The following is a 20,059-nucleotide window of genomic DNA, read 5'->3' on the forward strand; positions in this document are numbered from 1 at the left end:
CCGAAAGCCGTTCTTGATTCCTGCTTCGCCCCGCGGCTTCCCGGCACGAGCCGGTCAAGGCGATCCCTACGGGATCTACGACCGTGATCCGATCGGGGCCAGGTCCGCCAGCGTACGGCGGGCCTCACGCTCCAGATCTCCGCAGCCGCAGCAGTCGCGATCCCGGTACCGCAATCCATGGCGCCGACTTCGGAACTGGAAGCAACCGCGTCTCCAACGCCGCCTTCATTGGCGGGAGTTGGACCAGCAGCACCAGTTGCCACCTTCTCGTGTTACGCACCCGCGGGTTCGGTCGGGCTTGCGCGCCGAGCCACGGTGTCGGCACATCTGCCGGCACCGTCCTGGACATGCCTCCTTGATGATCGACAGGGAGGTGTCCCGACCTGTGGGCACGGGTTGTCCGGGAGCTCCATGAAAAAGCGACACCAGCCTCACCACATGGACCTGTCTGAATATTCGGAATGAAACCCTTGCCGAAAGGCGGGGTCTGACAGTGTTCGGCGTAGCTACGGTATCAATGCCGAATAGCTAAGGCGTCGAGGTTGCTTGCTCGACTGTGGGCGGCCGTGGCGCCCTGCCCGAATACTGACGAGAGAGTGAAATCACGAGAATGCAAAAGGTCCCCTTCGAAGTCGCCTGCGGCCCGGAGGGCCGGCTCTATATCGCAGCTGAGCACGTCACGGCCATGCTGCGTGCCGTGGCTCAGTCATGGGTTGTCCAAGCCGAGGCGGTAGGCGCGCAGGCCCAGGCTCCGGCCGACGCCGAAGGAGGCTCGGTGGACGGCGTCACCCTGCTCGCCGCCGCCGATACGCTGACTCTTCATGCTGATGACTTAGACATCCAACTCATCCTCCTCAGGGGGTGCATCGCCCCCGAGTGAGCGCTTGGGCATGGTGGGTCAGGTGGGGTGTGCTCGCGTGTGGTGCTTCCTCCCGGTGCGGAACTCCAGCTGTCTTCGGGGCTGGTCGCCACGTCGCTCAACGCGATGAGGTATCCCCTGGCGTCCTTCGGAAGGCCGCGAATGTAATTGATTTAAAACCAACCGGCTAACCGGTTCTATGGCGGTCATGCTTGCCCTGGTAGGGGAAAGCGCGACTCCCGCTCAAGCCTCGTCCGGTGTTTCCCTGAAAGCGATTTTTTCTCGTCTGCACATCCTTTCGATCCGCCGCAGAAGATCGCCGCAGTTATTTCGATTACTTCGCTCACGAAATCATGAGTGGTGTCGGCGTGTCGGGGGTCGGGTTCCGTCGTTGGTGGGGGTACAGCCGGATTTGTCCGGACTGGCGTGGACGGCCACAGGCCCGGGATCCGGTCCCGGATGAAGGAGGAGCGCGATGGGTGTGGAGACGCGGGGTGCGGGCGGCGCGGTGGGTGCGGGGGTGCGGGCCGCGGTGGTGGGTGCGGTGGCCGGGGTGGCGCTGCTTCCGGCCGGTGCCGCGCAGGCGAACGTCGTCGGGATCGGGAACGCGGTGTTCGGGAACACCTGTGTCAACCAGGGCGGTGCGCGGGCCGTGGGTTCCACGGCGGCCGGGAGCGGAGTGGTCGGCGGCGATTACGCCGGTCTGCCGTTGAGCCTGCCGCGTAACCATTGCGGCAACAGCGGCATCGTCTGCACTGCCGTGTTCATGGCCAGTGTGTGAGGTGACGGCCGAGCGGCGGGCTCCGGCGGGAGGGTGATGGATGTGACAACGGCGGGTGTGGTGCCGTCGGGTGTGACTCCGGGGGACCGGGCGGTGGTGGAGCTGCTGGCCCTGAGCGGGCGGGCGTTGCCCATGCTGCGGGAGTGGGTGGCCGGGGAGCCGGACTGTGGTGTGGCGCGGGCGCTGCTGACGCTGGCGACCGGTGACCGCCTGGACGACGCCGTACTGAAGGAGCAGCTGGTGATCGCCCACCGGGATGCGCGGGCCGCCGGTGAGCGGCAGGCGAGTCTGGCCTACGGGGTGTTCCTGCATACGCATCGGCAGTACCGGCTGACGGCCGATCATCTGGTGGCGCATTTCGCCCGGTGGCCGGCCGATGAGCTGGCCGGGCTCATGCTGGGCGCCTTCGCCGCCTGCGGGGACGCCGCCTACCGTGCGCACGGCGATGAACTGGTGGAGCGGCAGGCCGCGCTGGCGGGCCCGGAGAGCTGGCCGTGGACGAGCTGGCTGGCCTCGACCAGGGCGGAGCAGGGCCGGGTGCGGGAGGCGCACGAACTGGCCGAGCGGGCGCTGGAGCTGTATCCCCGCTCGGGTGTGGCCGCGCACGCCCTCGCGCACGCCGAACACGAGCTGGGTGCCGGGCGGGTGTGCGTCGAGTTCCTGGACCGGTGGCTGGCGGCGGACCCGCAGGCGGTGCAGTTGCGGCATCTGAGCTGGCATGCCGCGTTGCAGTCGATCGCCTGCGGCGACTTCCCGGACGCGCGCCGGCGCGCGGATGCGGCGCTGCCGCGTGCGGACGTCGGCATGCGGGCCGCGACGAACTGGCGCCTCCTGCTGGTCGGGCAGACACCGGCCGGCCGCAGCGACCCCGGGCTGGTACGGGAGCTGCTGGCCGCACCGGGGGGGATGGCGGAGGTCTTCCACACCTTCAACCTCGCCCTGGCCCTGGCCGTCGAAGCCGCGACCGAAGACCTTCAGGCCCTGGCCCGCCGGGCCGCCGCCGATGAACGCCCCGACTACCGCGACGTCCTGGCCCCCGTCGTCCGCGCACTGGCACAAATCACCGCGGGCCGCCCCCGGGCGGCGGCGGACCTGCTGAACGGCCTGGGCGAGAAGGCCGAGCGGATCGGCGGAGTACGCGTGGAACGAGAAATCATCCAGGACACCCTCGCCCGCGCCCTCGTCGACGCGGGCGACCACACCCGCGCAGCCGACCTGCTGCGCCACCGCACCACCACCCGCCACCACCACACCTACGAGGACCTCCTCCTCACCACCACCGCACCGGCAACGGCGACCGGAACCCGCTGATCCCTCACCGGCGAAACCGCTGGTTCTCGCTTCAGCAAAGGCCCACGCTCCACCTCATTGCGACGATGTCCCATGGCCGTGCCCCAGATGGCCGTCGTCTCACGGCGGGGCAACGCCCCACTCCCCGTTCACCGAGTGGGACAGGGCATTCGGCGACGCCTGCCTCTGCGCGGCCATCGCCACGTCACCGCGCGCTGATCCACCTGCCGATGCGTGGCAATCCGCCTCCTTCCCGCGAACTGCCGGAGGACGCGACACGCCGGCTTGATCTCGTGCTGCTACATCACTCGCTGCGGCCGTGCCGACTCGGCTCGGGACAAAAGGACTTGAGGGAGTGGCGTCGGGCATGGACGATTCCGAAGTGTGATGACGCCTTCTGAACGAGGTAGGCCCGACCGTGACCGAGTCTCGCCCGCGGCCCGTCCGCTTGCGCTGGTGACCGGCGTCGGCCGCACCGTTGGTATCGGCGCCGGAATCGCTCGCCGGCTCGCGGCATCGGGGTGGGACATCGCCTTCACCCACTGGGCGCCCTACGACGAGCGGATGCCCTGGGGGAGTGAGCCCGGGGCGACGGAAGCGATCACCAGGGCGCTTGGCGAGCACGGTGCGGCCACCATGTCGATCGAGGCGGACCTCGCCGACCCGGATGCTCCGGCGCGGATCTTCGACGAGGTGGTACGGACGCTGGGCGGTGTCACGGCGCTGGTGATGTGCCACTGCGAGTCGGTCGACTCAGGCTTGCTCGACACCACCGTGGAGAGCTTCGACCGGCACTTCGCCGTCAACGCGCGCGCCACCTGGCTGCTGATCCGCGAGTACGGACGCCGCTGTGCGGCAGCCCCGGGAACCGGCCGGATCGTCGGCCTTACCAGCGATCACACCGTCGGCAACATGCCCTATGGCGCGAGCAAGGGAGCCATGGACCGCATCACCCTGGCCGCTGCGCGCGAACTCGCCCACCTCGGCGTGACGGCCAACGCCGTCAATCCCGGCCCGGTGGACACCGGATGGATGTCGGAGGAGGCGCGGGCGGACTGCGTGCGCCGCGTGCCCCTTGGCCGTCTCGGTACACCGCAGGACGCCGCGCACCTCGTGGACTTCTTGTGCTCCCCGCAGGGGCAGTGGATCAACGGTCAGTTGCTGATGAGCGATGGCGGTATCGGTTAGTTCGAGTAGATCGAGTAGATCGAGTAGTTCGAGGGCCTTCCCCCCCCCGCCTGTCTGTGCGGACAGGTGAAAGTACGGCCGACCCGTCCGCGTGCAAGGCGCGAGGCGCGTCGGGGCAGCCCGGCCGGTGACCTCGTCACCGCCTGCGGCGGATGCCGCGGACACCGGCCGATGCCCGGGACACCGACCGATGCCCGGAGCAGGCCGCTGCCCGGAGCCGACCGGTGTCCGGTACGAGCAGATGACCTAGCCCTGCACCTGCTGGACCCCGCCGATGGCGATGCGGGCCGCCGGCCAGTCCATCGCGCCGACGGAGCAGAGAGATACCAGTGCGGAGAGTGCGAGCAGCCGCACCGGGAAGCTGGGCGCAGCCGGGGTGTCACGACGCGCCGTGCGGTCCCTCGGCGAGTTTGTAGCCGATGCCGTACACCGTCAGGAGGCGGGCGGGGCGGCGCGGATGCGGCTCTATCTTGCGGCGCAGGTTCATCACATGGGTGTCGACGGTGCGGGTGGTGATGTACCGGTCGATGCCGTGCAGCTGCTCCAGTAGCTGGGCGCGGGTGAAGACCCGGCCGGGCTCGGCGGCCAGCACCTCCAGCAGCCGGAATTCGGCGGGCGTGCAGCTCACGTACCGGCCGTCCGCGGTGACCTCGTGGCGCAGCGGATCGACGGTGACCGCCCCGGCCGTCAGCGCGGGTGACGGCGCGGCCGACGGCGCGGGCGCCTCCTGGGGGAGCGCGCCGGAGCTGCGGCGCAGCAGGGAGCGGACCCGGGCCATGAGCTCCCGGGGGCTGTAGGGCTTGGTGAGGTAGTCGTCCGCGCCGAGGTCGAGGCCGAGCAGGAGGTCCTCCTCGGTGGCACGGGCGGTGAGCATCAGCACCGGCAGGGCCGATTCGGCGCGTAGCGCGCGGCAGACGTCGAGCCCGTCCATGACGGGCATCATCACATCGAGGACCAGCAACTCGGCCGGGCCGCCGCGGGCCGCCTCCAGAGCGGCGCGGCCGTCGTGGACCACGACGACGCGGTGCCCTTCACGCTCCAGATAGCGGCGGATCAGGTCGGCCTGCTTGGGATCGTCCTCGGCCACCACGACATGTGCGCACATGCGGATGATCGTAGGGCGCTCCCCAGGGGCCGTTCCGCGCGGCGTCCGGACCGGGACGGCGGCCGGCGGGATCCGCCACACATTTCCTGACAGGTTCCCCCCCATATCCGCCACCGGTCTGCGGGGCCGGATACCCGCCGTGCCCTTACCGCTTCCCGACAGCTTCCCGACAACTCCCTGACACCGATGGGCAAGTGTGGGCGCGGTCCGCCGGGGCGAGTGCCCCGTTCCGAGCTGGAAGGTGCCCATGTGATGTCATCACGTCGACTGTTGCTTCTCGCCGCCCGGATCCTGGGGGTGTGCCTCGTCCTGTCCGCGGTACCCGCCACCACGGCCACGGCCACGGCCACTACCACGGCCACGACCGCCGGCCCCGCCGCCGCGCCCACCGTCTCGGAGGGTGAGGTGATGCCGCATCTGCAAGCGCTCCAGCAGATCGCCGACCGCAACGGCGGCAACCGCGCGCACGGCACACAGGGATACGCCGACTCGGTGGCGTATGTACGCAAGGCGCTGGACCGGGCCGGTTTCCACACCGAGCTCCGCCCCTTCTCGTACGGCGGCGCGGCCGGCTACAACCTGATCGCCGACTGGCCGGGCGGCGACCCGAACCATGTGCTGTTCACCGGCGCCCACCTGGACAGCGTCAAGCAGGGGCCGGGGATCAACGACAACGGTTCCGGCGCGGCGGCGGTCCTGACCACCGCCCTGCGGGTGGCCGACGCCGGACTGAAGCCCACCCGGCACCTGCGTTTCGCCTGGTGGGGAGCGGAGGAAGGGGGGCTGGTCGGCTCCACGGACTATGTCCGGAAGCTCTCCGCCGATGACCGGAGCAAGATCGACCTGTATCTCAACCTCGACCAGGCGGGCAGCAAGAACACCAAGCAGTGGCTCGTGGTGCACGACAACGAGCACGGTGAGACCGAGGGCCAGCAGGCGTTCGAGGCGTGGTTCGCCGCCCGGGGAATCGCCACGTTCGACATCGGGGTGGGCGGTTCGGACCACGAGTCGTTCGGGAACGCCGGTATCCCGTCGTCCGGCTTCAGCACCGGCATCTCGGACTGCATTCACGAGGCGTGCGACGACCTCGCCAATGTCGACCCGCAGACGGAGACGACCAGCACCAACGCCCTGCTCGGCGTGGTGTGGCAGCTCGCCGCCACCCCCGCCGCCAGCCGTCACTGACCGCCGATCACCAGGAAGCAGAGATGCGCAGACCACTGAGACAACGCCGCGGGACCACCGCCGTGCTGACGACCACGACCGCCCTCGCCCTCACCCTGACGGCCACCCCCGCCTCGGCCGCGACCGGTATCGGCGACCCGTACTACCCCGACGACGGCAACCCCGGCTACCACGTGACGCATTACGACGTCCGGATCGCCTACGACCCGGCGCGCACCGACCATCTGGACGGTGACACGACCGTCACCGCCCGTGCCGTCGGCGCGCTGGACCGCTTCACACTGGACCTGAAGGGCTTCGAGGTCGCCTCGGTCACGGTGGACGGCGCACCGGCGAAGTCGTTTTCGCGGTCCGGAGCCCACAAACTGGCCGTCGTCCCGGCGCACCGGGTGGCCGGCGGCGCCACGTTCGCGGTCCGGGTCAAGTACGCCGGCAAGCCCGACGCCGAGGGCTGGCACACCCTCAAGGACGGCGGCGCGAACGCCGCGGGCGAACCGCACTCCGCGACCTCCTGGTACCCGTCCAACGACCACCCGTCCGACAAGGCCACCTTCGCCCTCACCGCGACCGTCCCCGAGGGCTGGACCGCCATCGGCAACGGACTGCCCGGCCCGACCACCACCAAGGGCGGCAGAACGACCTTCCGCTGGCACGAGGACAAGCCGATGGTGACGTATGCCAGCACGGTCGCCATCGACAAGTTCACCGTCCACCGCACGGAGCTGCCCGACGGTACGCCGCTCATCACGGCCTACAGTCCGGACGCCCGGATGGACCCGGTGACGGAGGCCCAGCAGGGGGAAATCCTGACGTTCCTGGCCTCGAAGTTCGGCCCGTATCCGTTCTCCTCGGCGGGCGGCATCATCGTCGGCGCGCAGGCGACCGACGGCGGCCCGCTCGCCCTGGAGACGCAGAGCCGGCCCACCTACTCCGGAGCTGTCTACGACGCCTCGGCGTCGCACGAGATCGCCCACCAGTGGTTCGGTGACAGCGTCTCGATGACCGACTGGCGCGACGGCTGTCTCGCCGAGTGCTTCGCCCAGTACGCCAACCAGTTGTGGGAGGAGCACAAGGGCACCAACCTCGACACGGGCTTCTACGCCGTCGAGCTCGCCGAGAGCGAGGACGACCCGTCGTACTGGTCCACGAAGCTCTACGACCCGGGACCGGGGAAGGAACTCGACCACGCCCTGTACAGCAAGGGCTCCCTGATGCTCCACGCGCTGCGGCGTACCGTCGGCGACGACGCGTTCTTCGGCACCCTCCGGCGCTGGACCCACGACCACGCGTACGGCAACGCCTCGTTCCCGCAGTTCGAGGCACTGGCGGCGGAGGTGTCGGGCAAGGACCTCAAGGGCTTCTTCGACGCCTGGGCCCACGGGACGACGAAACCGGCGAAGCAGTACCTCTACCCGGGGAGCCTGGGCTCGCTGGACCCCTCGTAGCGCACTGACAGGGCGGGGGCGGGGCCGGGCGGGCGGTTGCGAGGAGCCTGCCCGGCCCTGCCTCGTCCGGAGGGTCGCCGCCACCGGCCCGGGGGAGCATCATCTGCCCCGTGACCGAACAGCGACCGTTCCTCTTCCTCGATGTCGACGGCCCGCTCAACCCGTGGTGGGCCGCCTCCCGCCGCCGTCCCGCCGGCTACCGCGCCCTGCCGATGCGGCCGGCGGGCTGGGAGGCGCCCCGTCCGCCGCTGCGGGTGTGGCTCAACCCCGGCCACGGTCCGCTGCTGCTGGACCTCGGCTTCCGGCTCGTCTGGGCGACCACCTGGCAGGCCGAGGCCAACATCTGGATAGCCCCCGTACTGGGCCTGCCGGAGCTGCCTGTCGTGCACTGGCCGCGGATGCACCATCAGGACCCGGACGGCGTGCACTGGAAGACCCGCCACCTCGTCGCAACGGCGGCGGGCCGGCCGTTCGCCTGGGTGGACGACGAGATCGGCCCGACGGACCGGGAGTGGATCGCGCACCACCACCGGGGCCGGGCGCTGCTGCACCGCGTCGACCCGGCCAAGGGGCTGCTCCCGGACGACTTCGCGACGTTACGGGCCTGGGCGGCGGGCGGCTGACGGACTTCGGCCCCGGGCGGCGCCGGGGCGTTCACCCCACGAGGTCCAGTACCGGGCGCAGGCCGTCCGGACGGCGGTCCACCGGCAGGTGGTCGACCGGCAGATAGCCGCAGCCCAGCGCCGTGGCGCCGCCGTCCGCGGTGCGGTCGTCGCCCACCATCAGGACGGCGGCCGGGGCGAGCCCCAACTCCCGGCAGGCGAGCCGGAAAAGCCGCGGATCGGGTTTCTGGACGCCGTGTTCGCAGGAGAGCACACAGCTGTCCAGATAGCGGTCGAGGCCATGGGCGTGCAGTACCGGCCGCAGATCCCAGCCGATGTTGCTCACCACGCCGAGACGGATGCCGCGGCCGTGCAACGCGGCCAGTACCTCCTCGGCGTCGGGGTACGGCGCCCAGGCGTCCGCCGTCCGGTGGCGGTCGTAGAGCGCTTCGTACAACTCGGGCCGGGGCAGCGGGACCTGGCGGGCCAGCGCGGTGTACAGCTCGCGGTGGCGGTCGGGCCGGCTGTCGCGGAGCCGCCACAGCCCGGCCAGCTCGGCGGGGAGCGCGGCGGGTTCCGGTCCGCCGGGGAGCGCGCCCGCCCGCGCCAGCTCGCCCGCGCGGCGGACGATCTCGGGCTCGGCCATCTCCGTGCCGGACGCGGTCAGCACCGCCCGCAGCCAGGACTCGGCGGACTCGATCCGCAGCAGGGTGCCGGAGAAGTCGAAGAGCACGCCCTGGAACGTCGTCATGGGGCCATTCTGTCGCGTCGTGTGGCATCCGCCGATGCTGTTGGGGGATGGCGGCGGGGAGGCAGTCGGTGGCGGCCGGTGAGAGATCTGGACGGCCGGTGGGCGGCCTGCGCGGGGTGCGCCGCGTACGGATCCGACGGGTGCCGGCCGGTACCGTCCGCCGTCGGCGGCTCCCGCCGCCCCGAGTCCGCGCGGTGCCGCTACGTCAGCGCGCTGAGCCCCGGTACGAACGTGATCAGCAGGGGGATCGCGGGGACAAGCGCCGCGTAGGCCGTCATCCGCAGCCGTCGGCCGGGCGTGAAGCGGTGCGCGGGCGCCAGCAGCCGGTCCACCCGGTGCTGTACCTGGGCGAGTTGGGACGGTCCCGGGCCGAACACCCCGCGGTCCTCGTTGAGTTCGACCAGTGCCAGGGCGAACGTCAGCCGTCCGAAGCGGCGTGAGGCCGCGTCGTCGGCGGCCAGTTCGACCAGCCGGTGCACCTGGTCGCGGAAGGCGGCGAAGACCGGTATCTGCGGGAAACCGGCGGCCAGCGCCGCCGCGCAGTACAGCAGCAGATCGTGCCGGGCCCGTGCGTGTCCCTGCTCATGGGCGATCAGGGCGTCGAGCTGGCGGCCCTTCAGGCGCCGCAACGCCGAGGTGGTGATGACCAGTTGGGGCGGTGAGCTGGGCAGCCACGACACCTCCGGACGGTCGCCCTCCAGGATCACCAGGCGGTCCCCGGAGCGCTCCTCGCCGGGCAGCAGGGGGGAGCGGCGCAGGAGGTCCGCGCGGCGCCGGCGCCGCCGGGCGCGGGCACCTCGCACCTCGCGGGTCAGCGCCACGGCCGTCCACGCGCCGCCGCCCGCCAGCAGGACGGCCAGCGCCCCGGCCCACGGTCCGTGCGCCTGGAGTTCGTACGCCTCGACGACCACCCGCGGGGCGGGCCCGAAGAGCTGTCCGCGGACGGCCTCCCAGGCGGCGGCCGCGCTCAGCGACATCGCGAGCGCGCAGCACAGCAGGACACCGGCGACCACGCACTGCCACACCCACAGGGCGAGCACCGGCTCACGGTCGGGCCAGTCGGAGCGGGTCATCAGCCGTGGCGCCATCGCCGCGGCCAGCACGCCGAGAATCATCAGGGCGAGGGGGACCATCATGGCGTCACCCTATGAGCGCCGGTGTACCGGTTGGTACGGCCCCGCAGGGGAAGTGACATAAGCCACTCCCGTCCGAGCCGTCCGCGGTTCAACGGGGCGCGCGCCGCCGCATCGTGAACGTCGCAGCTCAGAGCGTCAGCAGCATCGCGAACATCCCGATGCCCATCGCCACCCGGCAGGCGCCTATCAACTCCGGCCGCGCGGAGCCCCTTCGGGCCCGGCCGCCCGGCCCCGCACCGTCCGGTGCGTCCGCCGGCCCGTCAGCCGTCGCCACCGCTCCGGCCGGTGGCCCCCCGGCCGCCACCGCGCCCGCCGGCGCCAGCCGGAGGCCCGCGGCGATGACGAACACGGCGTAGTAAGCGAGCAGCAGCCCGGTCAGCACCGGCACCCCGCCCGGTGCCGCATGGCCGGTGTGCGCGGCGTGTCCGGCGGAGCCGGTGCCCGCGGCCGCCGTCATCGCCAGCGCCATGTAGACCATCGCCGCACAGCCGACCAGGTGGTGCGGATGCCGGTGGGCGAGCGCCCACAGACCCGCCGCGCCGAAGACGGCGGCGAACACCCACGGCGACCACGACGGCTGGACCACCACGGACATCGGCAGCGCCATCACCGCCATACCGAGCCCCATCAGCGCCTCACCGCGGGCCTCCCGCCGCTGCGCGGCGCCGCCCGCACCCACCCGCGACAGGCAGTACGCGCCCGTCGCGGCACAGAGCACCACCAGCAGCCAGCCCACCCACGGCGGTCCGTGCACGGAGCACCTCCCCACGCGCCCGTCGTACGGACCACGGCACCCCGCTGGTCGCGCGGGGCGCCCGTTCCGTACGACGGCAGACTGCCCGCCGCGGGCCGGGCACACGGGAGCGCACGGGCGCAACAGGGGGGCACGCACGGCGGGCCACCAGTAGGCCGGGACGAGGTGCCGGCAGACAGGGGCAGGTCACCCGGTCACCGGGCCCCGGGCAGGCGGCCCGGCGGCGCCGGGGGAGTCGCCGCGGCGGCGGGCGGCGGTCAGGGGCGGTGGCGCAGCGGATGGTCCGCGGGGACCTCGATCAGGACGATCCGGTGGCCGTCGGGATCGGCGATCCACATCTCGATCAGCCCCCAGGGCTCCGTCACCGGCGGCCGCAGCACCTCGACGCCGCGGGCCGACAGCTCCGCGTGGGCCGCGCCCACGTCGGCCACCTGGAGCCACAGCTGGAGCGTGCCGGTGGCGGGCCCGGCGGAGCGCCCGGAGACCTCCAGGAAGCCGCCGCCGAGGAAGTAGACCGTGCCGCGCTCGGGCCCCGTACCGAACTCCCGGTAGATCTGCAGTCCCAGTGCCCCGCCGTAGAACGCCCGCGAACGCTCGGGGTCGGCCGGCCGCACCAGCACCCTGCTGCTCAGTACCTGCACCATGGCACGGACCCTACGCGGCCGTGCCGAGCCCGCCGGGCCACCCGGGGCAGCCGCGCGCCGGGCGGGTCTTCGGTGGCCGGAATCCGATGCCGGAATCCGGTGGCCGGACGGCCCTGACACGGAGGGCCCCGGTCTTGTTAGCCTCCATTCCGGCCACGCGCCACACCTGGCCAGCCGTCCAACGCCATCCGTCACCACCCGCCCGACACCGGTGACAGCCCGCCGGTCGCCCGCCGCCGGCCGCCCCGAGAGGACCCCGCGCACCATGCCCACCAGCCAGCTCGCCTTCCGTTCCGCCACCGACGCCGACATCCCCGGGCTCGTCGAGCTCATCGAGTCGGCGTACCGGGGCGACGCCAGCCGCGCCGGCTGGACGACGGAGGCGGACCTGCTGGCGGGTCAGCGCACGGACCCGGACGGTGTCGCCGCGGTGGTCCGCAACGAGACCGGCCGACTGATGATCGCCGAGCGCGACGGCGAACTGGTCGCCTGCTGCCAGCTCGAACACCGGGGTGACCACGTCTACTTCGGGATGTTCGCGGTGCGCCCCACGCTCCAGGGCGGCGGCCTCGGCAAGGTGATCATGGCCGAGGCGGAGCGGACCGCGCAGGCCGCCTGGGGCGCCCGTGAGATGCATATGACCGTCATCCGGCAGCGCGCCGAACTGATCGCCTGGTACGAGCGGCGCGGCTACCGGCGCACCGGGCAGCTCACCCCGTTCCCGTACGGCGACGAGCGGTTCGGCATCCCGCAGCGCGCCGACCTGGAGTTCGAGCTGCTGGTCAAGCGGCTGGGCTAGGTACTCCGGCCGCGGAGTACGAGGGCGGGGCGGCGGCGCCGGGGCCCGCGGGGTCCCACCGACGGCCGCCCCTCCCCGGGGCCCGCTACAGCCGCCCCGCCTGGATGATCCGCTGCAGGAACTGCCGGGTGCGGTCCTGCCGCGGATCGCCGAAGACCTCCTCGGGGGTGCCGCGCTCCAGCACCACCCCGCCGTCCAGGAAACACACCTGGTCCGCGACCTCCCGCGCGAAGCCCATCTCATGGGTGGCGAGCACCATCGTCATGCCCTCCGCCTTGAGATCGCGGACCACGCCCAGCACCTCGCCGACCAGCTCGGGGTCGAGCGCCGCGGTGATCTCGTCCAGCAGGAGCAGCCGGGGCCGGCCGGCCAGCGCGCGGACGATCGCGACCCGCTGCTGCTGACCGCCGCTGAGCCGGTCCGGGTACTCGTGCGCCCGCCCGTCGAGCCCCAGCCGCGCCAGCAGCTCGTGCGCCCGCTGCTCGGCCTCGGCCCGCGGCACCCCGTGCACCCGGCGCGGCGCCAGCGTGACGTTGTCCAGGACGGTCAGGTGCGGGAAGAGGTTGTACGCCTGGAAGACGACGCCGATCCGGCGGCGTACCGCGTCCGGGTCGACCCGCGGATCGGTGATCTCCGCACCGTCCAGGAAGATCGCGCCGTCGTCGATCTCCTCCAGCAGGTTCGCGCAGCGCAGCAGCGTGGACTTGCCCGAGCCCGAGGTGCCGATCAGCGCGGTGACGGTGTGCGGCGCGACCGTCAGGTCCACGTCCCGCAGGACGACCGTGCCGCGCCCGTAGGTCTTGCGGACCGACTCCAGCCGCAGCACCGGGCCGCCGGGCGGCCCGTCGGCGACCGGGTCCGCCCCGGCCGCCTCGTGCGGGACGACGTCCTTCGGGGTGCTCATACGGTGCCTCCCTGGGCGCGCCTGCGGTCCATCCGGGCCGTGACCCAGTCCGTGAACCGCGTCATCGGGATCGTCAGCGCGACGAAGACGAGCCCGGCGACGACGTACGGCGTGTAGTTGAAGTCCTTGCCGGCGATGATCTGCGCGGCGTAGACGGCGTCCACCGCGCCCGCGATGGAGACCAGTCCGGTGTCCTTCTGGAGCGACACCAGGTCGTTCAGCAGCGCCGGCACCACCCGCCGCACGGCCTGCGGCAGTACGACGAAGCGCAGCGCCTGGCCGCTGGAGAGCCCCAGCGACCGGGCCGCCGCCCGCTGGCTGGGGTGGACCGACTCGATACCGGCCCGGAAGACCTCGGCCACGTACGCCGAGTAGGTGAGCACCAGCGCGGAGCCGCCGAGCACCACCGGATCGGTCGTCACTCCTTGCAGCCGCAGCGCCGGGACACCGAAGACCACCATCAGCAGGCAGATGATCAGCGGCAGCCCGCGGAAGAAGTCGGTGTACGCGGTGGCCAGCGCGCGCAGCGGGAAGAACACCGGGCCGTGCAGCGTCCGGGCCACCGCCAGCAGCATCCCGATCAGCAGCACCGCCGCCCCGCACACCACCAGCAGCCGCAGGTTCAGCAGCAGCCCTTCCAGCACCTTGGGCAGCGCCTGTCGGGCGTACTCCGCGCTGAAGAACGTCTCGCGGGTGCGCTGCCAGCCGGGGGAGCCGGTGATGACGAAGTACAGGACGACGGCGGTGACCAGGGTGGAGAGCGCCGCGACGGCCGTGGCGCGGCGTGTCCTTGTGCGGTGGAAGCGCTCCCGCTCGATCCGCCGCTGCGACGGCGCGTATCCGTCCCCGGCCGGCGGCCGTCCGTCGTCCCGTTCCTCCCGCACCGGTCCGCTGTGGAGCGTCATGAGAGCACCGGTACGGCCACGGCGTCGGTCAGCCACTTCTTCTCCAGCGCGGCGAGTGTGCCGTTCTTGCGCAGCGCGTCCACCGCGGCCGTCACACAGCCGGTGAGCCGGCTCTCCTTGTCCAGGACCATCCCGAACTGCTCCTTCGCGGTGCCCGTGGCCGGGAACTGCCCGACCACCTTGGCGTCCTTCACCTCGGACGTCATGTAGAAGGCCGTCGGCAGGTCGATGACGATCGCGTCGACCTGGCCGTTCTTCAGTGCGGACTTGGCGTAGTCGTTCTTCTGGAAGACGGCGGGCCGCTGGGTGGGCCGGATGGTGTCGTTGATGACGTCGAGACTGGTGGTGCCGACCTGCGCACCGAGCCTGACGTCCCGGAGCGCGGCGATGCCCTTGGCCCCCGCGGCCTTGGAGCCCTTGAGCGCGACGATCGCCTGGCGGACGTCGTAGTAGCCGGCGGAGAAGGCGACCGCCTGTCGCCGCGCGGCGCTGATGGAGATCTGGTTGAGGTCGAAGTCGAACTTCTTCGCACCGGGCGCGAACGCGTTGTTGAATGGCACGGTCCGCCAGGCCACCGCACCCTTGGCGTACCCCAGTTGGCCGGCCACGGCGTAGGCGACCGCCGACTCGAAGCCCTTGCCGCTCGCCGGGTCGTCGTCGACGAACCACGGTGCGTACGCGGGTTTGTCGGTGCCCACCGTCAGCTTTCCGGCGGCGACGGTGGGCAGTTTGCCGGGCTCGCAGCTCTCCTTTCCCGGTCCGGAGGCGTGCGCACCACCGGGGGACGCGTCCTGCGGGGCGCAGCCGGCGGCCGCGGCGAGCAGTAAGGCGGCGGCGCAAGTGGTGAGGCGTGTGGGGCGGTTGACGAGGCGCATGGCGGGAGAGTGGCAGCGCACCGGCCCGTCTGTCGAGATCACCGGAGAAATCGTCCGCATGCTGGGAAGACGTTGCGCGCCTGTGAACGACGGGTTTCCGGGTACGCCGGGACCGGCCGGAACCGCCCTGCTCGCCGGGCCTGCCGGGCCCGTGCGGGCGGCACAGCCGCCCGCCTGGCTCACGCCGTGAAGCGCACCGCCCGACGGATCTCGGGCTGGTCGGTGACCACGCCGTCCAGCCCCAGCCCGCGCGCGAGCCGGAGGTGATCGTGGGTGTTGACCGTCCAGCCCAGGACCGTCAGCTGCGCGGTGTGCGCGCGCTCGACCAGTTCGAGGGTGAGCCGGCGGATGTTCAGCGACAGCCGGTGCGCGCCGACGGCCCGTGCGCGGTCGACCACCTCCTTGCCGTAGCGGCTGGCGACCAGTGTGGTGCGCACCCCGGGCAGCAGGGCGCGGATGGCCGCCAGCGCCTCGTCGTGGAAGGAGATCACCTCGATGCGGCCGGTCAGATCGCGCGACCGCATGACCTCCGCGAGCGCCCGCGCGGCCGCCACGTCCTTGATCTCCGCCTGCAACGGCGCCCCGACCGCGTCCAGCACCTCCTCGAAGACGGGGATCCGCTCACCCCGCCCGGCGTCCAGTTCGCGCAGCTCGGCGAGGGTGTGCTCGGCGATGGGCCCGCTGCCGTCGGTGGTGCGGTCCACCTCCGCGTCGTGCATCACCACGAGCGCGCCGTCCTTGCTCAGATGCAGATCCAGCTCGATGACGTCGAGCCCCTCGCGTTCGGCGCGCACGAAGGACCGCAGGGTGTTCTCCGGCTCCACGCCCATGACCCCGCGGTGTCCGATGGTGAGAAAGGACAAGGCTGCCTCGCTTCTGTCGGCTCGGTGCAACTGTCGGTGGGGGAAGGTGCCGGCCGCCGACCGGAAACTGTCGACTGTCGACAACGCTCCACGAAACGGCGCACAGCCTAACGGGCCCGTACCGCGGTGGACCGGTAACCGGACAGGACCGTGGCGTGCCCTGTACCGATACCCGCGGGGCCCGGAGTCAGACCCTCGGGAGGCCCTCCCGGCGAGGACGGCGGCGGGCGTTCACCCGGTCGGCCGCCCCGGGGTCGGTGCGGTGCCGAAGGTGCCGCGGACGCCCGTCCGGCGCCGCCGTCGGCGGACCGGCTCACCCGCGCGTGGGCGCGTCCTCCCCGCGCTGACGCAGGTCGCCGCGCGCCGCTCCGGGGGCGCCCGGTGCCGCCTCCGCCGAGCGCCGGCGCCCCTCCGGAACCCGTCGGTCCGCCGCCGCGGCCGCCGGAGGAAGCGCGGAGAGCTTCCGCGCTACGGGCAGAAAATGTCGCCGAAACCTCGGAGCGCGGGAAAAATAGGCGTGGCCAGGGGTCTGTACAGAATAATTTTCAACAGTTCCTCTTGAAGCGGGAGAACCTCGCTGGATACCGTGTGCTCACCAGACGATCTACCGCCGGAGGGCAGTCATGACGGAAATCCTTTCGCCTGTGGGTGTCCCGGAGGGCACCGTGACCGCGGTCCGCGTGGCCGACCACCCCGCGTGGCCGGTGCTCAAGGAGGCGGTCGAGACCATCCGCCCCTGGCAGGCCAAGGACGGCTCGGTGGACCTCCTGGCGGAGGACGCGCCCAGCGCCGCCACCGTCCGCCACGAGGTCGACCGCGCCATAGCCGCCATCGAAGAGCTCGCCCCCCTGCTGCCGCACAACGCCGCCTATCACCAGGCGCTCACCGCCGATCTGCGCCGCTGGGCCGAGAACGGTTTCGGCGTACCGGACTTCCTCGACTCGCTGCTCGCCTTCCAGCCCGCCCAGCAGCGCGCCGACGGCCTCCAGCACCTCGTGGTCTTCCCGATGTACACCCAGAACGGCAACCCGAACCGCAACTTCGAGGCCGTCGTGCTGCGCATGGTCTGGCCCGACTGGCTCGCCGAACTGGAGCGCACGCGCTACGACAACGCCCTGTTCTGCGGCATCACCTTCGAGGACTTCACGGCCGGCTACGACACCAACTCCGCGGTGCTCTTCCCGGAGACCATCGCCGTGCGCGAGGCCCCCGAGCGGTTCACCTGGGGCGGCATCTTCTGCGACCGCGAGGCCGCCCGCTTCCGCCGGGTCAGCGAGGCCGCCGTCGCCACGCTCGGCATCGACCTCCCGCCGGACATCCGCGACATGCTCGCCGACCAGGACCGCTGCCAGCAGGCGTTCGTCCTCTGGGACATGGTCCACGACCGCACGCACAGCCACGGCGACCTGCCGTTCGACCCGTTCATGATCAAGCAGCGGCAGCCGTTCTGGATGTACGGCCTGGAGGAGCTGCGCTGCGACCTCACCGCCTTCAAGGAGGCCGTGAAGCTGGAGGCCGAGGGCTGCCCCCAGGCCCGGGACGTGCAGTACGCGGTGATCTTCGACCGGATGTTCCGCTTCCCGGTCACCGGCGACCGGGTGCGCAACTACGACGGCCTCGGCGGCCAGCTGCTCTTCGCGTACCTCCACCAGCACGACGTCGTACGCTGGACGGACAACACACTGCACATCGACTGGGAGCGGGCGCCCAAGGTCACCAACCAGCTGTGCGGCGAGATCGAAAAGCTCTACCGTGACGGCATCGACCGGCCCAAGCTGGTCCACTGGTTCGCCGCGTACGACCTCGTCTCGACCTACCTCGCACCGCACCCGGGCTCCGTCTGGGCCAAGGGGCCGGATGCCCTGAACCTGGACCAGCCGCCGCGCAAACTCGTGGACGACGTCCTCCCGGACGAGTTCCCGCTGAGCATGTTCTACGAGGCGCTCGCCAAGAAGCTGCGCGAGGTGATCGCCTCCACCAAGGGCATCACGGCCGGCAGCGACGTACTGGCGGCGGCGTGAAGGCCGTCCGGGACGCCGGGAAGCCGGCCGTCCAGGAGCATGAGGAGGCGACGGAGATGACCACTTCGACGGGCGGCCAGGGGCCGCTGGAAGGTGCCGTCGTCGCGGTGGCCGGGGCGGCCGGGCCGGCGGGCCGGGCCACTCTGCTGCGGCTGGCCGAGGCCGGTGCGGTGGTCGTCGCCGCGGACTCGGACGCCGCCCGCCTGGCGGAGGCCGTGGACGCGGCGCGCTACGCCCACGGCGGCGCCACGGTCACCGGCGACACCGTGGACCTCCTCGATCTGGCGCACACCCGCGACTGGGCGGACCGCACGGAGAAGGAGTTCGGGCGGATCGACGGTCTGGTCCACCTCGTGGGCGGCTGGCGCGGCTCGGCGAGCTTCGCCGAAACCGACCTGGACGACTGGGAACTCCTCCACAAGCTGCTGGTGCGCACCGTCCAGCACACCTCCCTGGCCTTCCACTCCGCCCTCGAACGCGGCGGCAACGGCCGCTATCTGCTCACCAGCGCGGCCGGCGCCAGCAAGCCGACCGCGGGCAACGCCGCCTACGCCGCCTCCAAGGCCGCGGCCGAAGCCTGGACGCTGGCCCTGGCGGACGCGTTCCGCAAGTCGGGGGGCCCGGACGGCCCGCGGGCCGCGGCTGCGATCCTGATCGTGAAGGCGCTCGTCAACGACCAGATGCGCGCCGAACGACCGAACGCAAAGTTCGCGGGCTTCACGGACGTCACGGAGCTGGCCGAGGCCATCGCCGGGGTCTGGAGCAGGCCCGCCCATGAAGTGAATGGACAGCGTCTGTGGCTGACCCCCGAGCCGTGAGCGGAAAGAAGACCGACGCCCGGCAGCACCACGACACCCAGGTACGCGGCTTCGCCAGCGACAACTACGCCGGCGCGCACCCGGAGATCCTCGCCGCGCTCGCCCTCGCCAACGGCGGCCACCAGGTCGCCTACGGCGAGGACGACTACACCGCGCATCTCCAGCGGGTCATCCGCAGCCACTTCGGGCAGAGTGCGGAAGCGTTCCCGGTCTTCAACGGCACCGGTGCCAATGTCGTCGCCCTCCAGGCGGTGACCGACCGCTGGGGCGCGGTGATCGCCGCCGACACCGCGCACATCCACGTCGACGAGTGCGGCGCCCCCGAGCGCGTCGGCGGGCTGAAACTGCTGACCGTACCGACCGAGGACGGCAAGCTCACCCCGGAGCTGATCGACCGCGAGGCGTACGGCTGGGACGACGAGCACCGCGCCATGCCCCAGGTCGTCTCGATCACCCAGAGCACCGAGCTGGGCACCGTCTACACCCCCGACGAGGTCCGGGCGATCTGCGAACACGCCCATGAGCGCGGGATGCTGGTGCACCTCGACGGCGCGCGGATAGCCAACGCCGCCGCGTCGCTCGACGTCCCGATGCGGGCCTTCACCAACGCCGTGGGCGTGGACATCCTGTCCTACGGCGGCACGAAGAACGGCGCGGTCTTCGGCGAGGCGGTGGTCGTCCTCAACCCCGACGCGGTGCGCGCCATGAAGCATCTGCGCAAGCTGTCCATGCAGCTGGCCTCCAAGATGCGCTTCGTCTCGGTGCAGCTGGAGGCGCTGCTCGCCCGCGACCTGTGGCTGCGCAACGCCCGCCACGCCAACACCATGGCGCAGCGGCTGGCGGCCGGCGTACGGCAGATCGACGGTGTGGAGATCCTCCACCCGGTGCAGTCCAACGCGGTGTTCGCGCGGCTGCCGCACGACGTCAGCGAGCGGCTCCAGAAGCGCTACCGCTTCTACTTCTGGGACGAGCGGGCAGGCGATGTGCGCTGGATGTGCTCGTTCGACACGACGACGGAGGACGTCGACGGATTCGTCGAGGCGCTCCGGGAGGAGATCAGCCGCTGAGGCGGGGCGTCGAAGTGGCGCCCGCCCCCTGTCGTACCGCGATGCGCCCGACCGACGTGCCCACGGC

General features: G+C 71.8%; 20 protein-coding genes. 11 read left to right on the top strand and 9 right to left on the bottom strand.

Features of this window, described 5'->3' with window-relative positions; all coding sequences use genetic code 11:
* Nucleotides 1-610 precede the first annotated feature (610 nt).
* The 4 genes from IH09_RS02580 to IH09_RS02595 all read left to right on the top strand — a co-directional run bounded on the left by IH09_RS02580 (nt 611) and on the right by IH09_RS02595 (nt 4,118).
* The gene (locus IH09_RS02580) at nt 611-880 is read left to right on the top strand and encodes a hypothetical protein (RefSeq protein WP_052853599.1); all 270 of its coding nucleotides are present in this window, start codon (nt 611-613) and stop codon (nt 878-880) included.
* A 454-nt stretch (nt 881-1,334) separates the two neighbouring features.
* The gene (locus IH09_RS02585) at nt 1,335-1,640 is read left to right on the top strand and encodes a chaplin family protein (RefSeq protein WP_052853600.1); all 306 of its coding nucleotides are present in this window, start codon (nt 1,335-1,337) and stop codon (nt 1,638-1,640) included.
* 36 nt (nt 1,641-1,676) lie between these two features.
* Entirely contained in the window at nt 1,677-2,951 is a 1,275-nt protein-coding gene (locus IH09_RS02590; RefSeq protein WP_052853601.1) for a hypothetical protein, read from the top strand.
* Between the two features lie 366 nt (nt 2,952-3,317).
* Nucleotides 3,318-4,118: an SDR family oxidoreductase gene (locus IH09_RS02595; protein ID WP_052853602.1), complete on the top strand. Its 801-nt coding sequence runs from the start codon at nt 3,318-3,320 to the stop codon at nt 4,116-4,118.
* 379 nt (nt 4,119-4,497) lie between these two features.
* Here the strand turns inward: IH09_RS02595 and IH09_RS02600 are convergent, their stop codons facing one another.
* A complete protein-coding gene (locus IH09_RS02600) occupies nt 4,498-5,223 on the bottom strand; it encodes a response regulator transcription factor (RefSeq protein ID WP_052853603.1) in 726 nt (241 codons plus the stop codon).
* Nucleotides 5,224-5,475: 252 nt separating this feature from the next.
* On the opposite strand from IH09_RS02600, the gene IH09_RS02605 reads away from it, so the two are divergent.
* The 3 genes from IH09_RS02605 to IH09_RS02615 all read left to right on the top strand — a co-directional run bounded on the left by IH09_RS02605 (nt 5,476) and on the right by IH09_RS02615 (nt 8,476).
* Entirely contained in the window at nt 5,476-6,408 is a 933-nt protein-coding gene (locus tag IH09_RS02605) for a M20/M25/M40 family metallo-hydrolase (protein ID WP_052853604.1), read from the top strand.
* 23 nt (nt 6,409-6,431) lie between these two features.
* Nucleotides 6,432-7,853, top strand: coding sequence for a M1 family metallopeptidase (locus tag IH09_RS02610; RefSeq protein WP_052853605.1), 1,422 nt, complete (start codon nt 6,432-6,434; stop codon nt 7,851-7,853).
* Between the two features lie 110 nt (nt 7,854-7,963).
* Nucleotides 7,964-8,476 carry an HAD domain-containing protein gene (locus tag IH09_RS02615; protein ID WP_052853606.1) on the top strand — a complete coding sequence of 171 codons (513 nt, stop codon included), beginning with the start codon at nt 7,964-7,966 and terminating at the stop codon, nt 8,474-8,476.
* A 31-nt stretch (nt 8,477-8,507) separates the two neighbouring features.
* Here IH09_RS02615 and IH09_RS02620 read toward each other — a convergent pair whose 3' ends face one another.
* From IH09_RS02620 to IH09_RS02635, 4 genes are all read right to left on the bottom strand, one after another.
* Nucleotides 8,508-9,206 carry an HAD family hydrolase gene (locus tag IH09_RS02620; protein ID WP_052853607.1) on the bottom strand — a complete coding sequence of 233 codons (699 nt, stop codon included), beginning with the start codon at nt 9,204-9,206 and terminating at the stop codon, nt 8,508-8,510.
* A gap of 200 nt (nt 9,207-9,406) precedes the next feature.
* Nucleotides 9,407-10,342, bottom strand: a complete 936-nt coding sequence (locus IH09_RS02625; protein ID WP_052853608.1) for a M56 family metallopeptidase — start codon at nt 10,340-10,342, stop codon at nt 9,407-9,409.
* 127 nt (nt 10,343-10,469) lie between these two features.
* A complete protein-coding gene (locus IH09_RS02630) occupies nt 10,470-11,096 on the bottom strand; it encodes a DUF5134 domain-containing protein (protein WP_052853609.1) in 627 nt (208 codons plus the stop codon).
* A 257-nt stretch (nt 11,097-11,353) separates the two neighbouring features.
* A complete protein-coding gene (locus IH09_RS02635; protein WP_052853610.1) occupies nt 11,354-11,740 on the bottom strand; it encodes a VOC family protein in 387 nt (128 codons plus the stop codon).
* Nucleotides 11,741-12,005: 265 nt separating this feature from the next.
* On the opposite strand from IH09_RS02635, the gene IH09_RS02640 reads away from it, so the two are divergent.
* Nucleotides 12,006-12,539 carry a GNAT family N-acetyltransferase gene (locus tag IH09_RS02640; RefSeq protein WP_052853611.1) on the top strand — a complete coding sequence of 178 codons (534 nt, stop codon included), beginning with the start codon at nt 12,006-12,008 and terminating at the stop codon, nt 12,537-12,539.
* Between the two features lie 85 nt (nt 12,540-12,624).
* Here the strand turns inward: IH09_RS02640 and IH09_RS02645 are convergent, their stop codons facing one another.
* The 4 genes from IH09_RS02645 to IH09_RS02660 all read right to left on the bottom strand — a co-directional run bounded on the left by IH09_RS02645 (nt 12,625) and on the right by IH09_RS02660 (nt 16,086).
* The gene (locus IH09_RS02645; RefSeq protein WP_240150932.1) at nt 12,625-13,443 is read right to left on the bottom strand and encodes an amino acid ABC transporter ATP-binding protein; all 819 of its coding nucleotides are present in this window, start codon (nt 13,441-13,443) and stop codon (nt 12,625-12,627) included.
* Nucleotides 13,440-14,348, bottom strand: a complete 909-nt coding sequence (locus IH09_RS02650; RefSeq protein WP_052853612.1) for an amino acid ABC transporter permease — start codon at nt 14,346-14,348, stop codon at nt 13,440-13,442. The genes IH09_RS02645 and IH09_RS02650 overlap by 4 nt, the downstream gene beginning before the upstream one ends.
* The gene (locus tag IH09_RS02655; protein ID WP_052853613.1) at nt 14,345-15,223 is read right to left on the bottom strand and encodes an ABC transporter substrate-binding protein; all 879 of its coding nucleotides are present in this window, start codon (nt 15,221-15,223) and stop codon (nt 14,345-14,347) included. The genes IH09_RS02650 and IH09_RS02655 overlap by 4 nt, the downstream gene beginning before the upstream one ends.
* A gap of 179 nt (nt 15,224-15,402) precedes the next feature.
* Entirely contained in the window at nt 15,403-16,086 is a 684-nt protein-coding gene (locus IH09_RS02660) for a glycerophosphodiester phosphodiesterase (RefSeq protein ID WP_052853614.1), read from the bottom strand.
* A gap of 623 nt (nt 16,087-16,709) precedes the next feature.
* Between IH09_RS02660 and IH09_RS02665 the strand changes: the two genes are divergently transcribed.
* Genes IH09_RS02665 through IH09_RS02675 form a run of 3 tightly spaced genes read left to right on the top strand, consistent with a single transcriptional unit; the run spans nt 16,710 to nt 19,992 of the window.
* Nucleotides 16,710-18,107: a DUF6421 family protein gene (locus IH09_RS02665; RefSeq protein WP_052853615.1), complete on the top strand. Its 1,398-nt coding sequence runs from the start codon at nt 16,710-16,712 to the stop codon at nt 18,105-18,107.
* 56 nt (nt 18,108-18,163) lie between these two features.
* Nucleotides 18,164-18,925 carry an SDR family NAD(P)-dependent oxidoreductase gene (locus IH09_RS02670; RefSeq protein ID WP_094795557.1) on the top strand — a complete coding sequence of 254 codons (762 nt, stop codon included), beginning with the start codon at nt 18,164-18,166 and terminating at the stop codon, nt 18,923-18,925.
* Nucleotides 18,904-19,992, top strand: a complete 1,089-nt coding sequence (locus IH09_RS02675; RefSeq protein WP_052853617.1) for a threonine aldolase family protein — start codon at nt 18,904-18,906, stop codon at nt 19,990-19,992. The genes IH09_RS02670 and IH09_RS02675 overlap by 22 nt, the downstream gene beginning before the upstream one ends.
* Nucleotides 19,993-20,059: the final 67 nt, after the last annotated feature.

This window comes from Streptomyces celluloflavus (assembly GCA_000720995.1).
GTDB lineage: Bacteria > Actinomycetota > Actinomycetes > Streptomycetales > Streptomycetaceae > Streptomyces > Streptomyces celluloflavus.

Coding starts and splice junctions, on each gene's coding strand:
- IH09_RS02580 (WP_052853599.1), top strand. CDS start 611: ATGCAAAAGGTCCCCTTCGAAGTCGCCTGCGGCCCGGAGGGCCGGCTC.
- IH09_RS02585 (WP_052853600.1), top strand. CDS start 1,335: ATGGGTGTGGAGACGCGGGGTGCGGGCGGCGCGGTGGGTGCGGGGGTG.
- IH09_RS02590 (WP_052853601.1), top strand. CDS start 1,677: ATGGATGTGACAACGGCGGGTGTGGTGCCGTCGGGTGTGACTCCGGGG.
- IH09_RS02595 (WP_052853602.1), top strand. CDS start 3,318: ATGACGCCTTCTGAACGAGGTAGGCCCGACCGTGACCGAGTCTCGCCC.
- IH09_RS02600 (WP_052853603.1), bottom strand. CDS start 5,223: ATGTGCGCACATGTCGTGGTGGCCGAGGACGATCCCAAGCAGGCCGAC.
- IH09_RS02605 (WP_052853604.1), top strand. CDS start 5,476: ATGTCATCACGTCGACTGTTGCTTCTCGCCGCCCGGATCCTGGGGGTG.
- IH09_RS02610 (WP_052853605.1), top strand. CDS start 6,432: ATGCGCAGACCACTGAGACAACGCCGCGGGACCACCGCCGTGCTGACG.
- IH09_RS02620 (WP_052853607.1), bottom strand. CDS start 9,206: ATGACGACGTTCCAGGGCGTGCTCTTCGACTTCTCCGGCACCCTGCTG.
- IH09_RS02625 (WP_052853608.1), bottom strand. CDS start 10,342: ATGATGGTCCCCCTCGCCCTGATGATTCTCGGCGTGCTGGCCGCGGCG.
- IH09_RS02635 (WP_052853610.1), bottom strand. CDS start 11,740: ATGGTGCAGGTACTGAGCAGCAGGGTGCTGGTGCGGCCGGCCGACCCC.
- IH09_RS02640 (WP_052853611.1), top strand. CDS start 12,006: ATGCCCACCAGCCAGCTCGCCTTCCGTTCCGCCACCGACGCCGACATC.
- IH09_RS02645 (WP_240150932.1), bottom strand. CDS start 13,443: ATGAGCACCCCGAAGGACGTCGTCCCGCACGAGGCGGCCGGGGCGGAC.
- IH09_RS02650 (WP_052853612.1), bottom strand. CDS start 14,348: ATGACGCTCCACAGCGGACCGGTGCGGGAGGAACGGGACGACGGACGG.
- IH09_RS02655 (WP_052853613.1), bottom strand. CDS start 15,223: ATGCGCCTCGTCAACCGCCCCACACGCCTCACCACTTGCGCCGCCGCC.
- IH09_RS02665 (WP_052853615.1), top strand. CDS start 16,710: ATGACGGAAATCCTTTCGCCTGTGGGTGTCCCGGAGGGCACCGTGACC.
- IH09_RS02670 (WP_094795557.1), top strand. CDS start 18,164: ATGACCACTTCGACGGGCGGCCAGGGGCCGCTGGAAGGTGCCGTCGTC.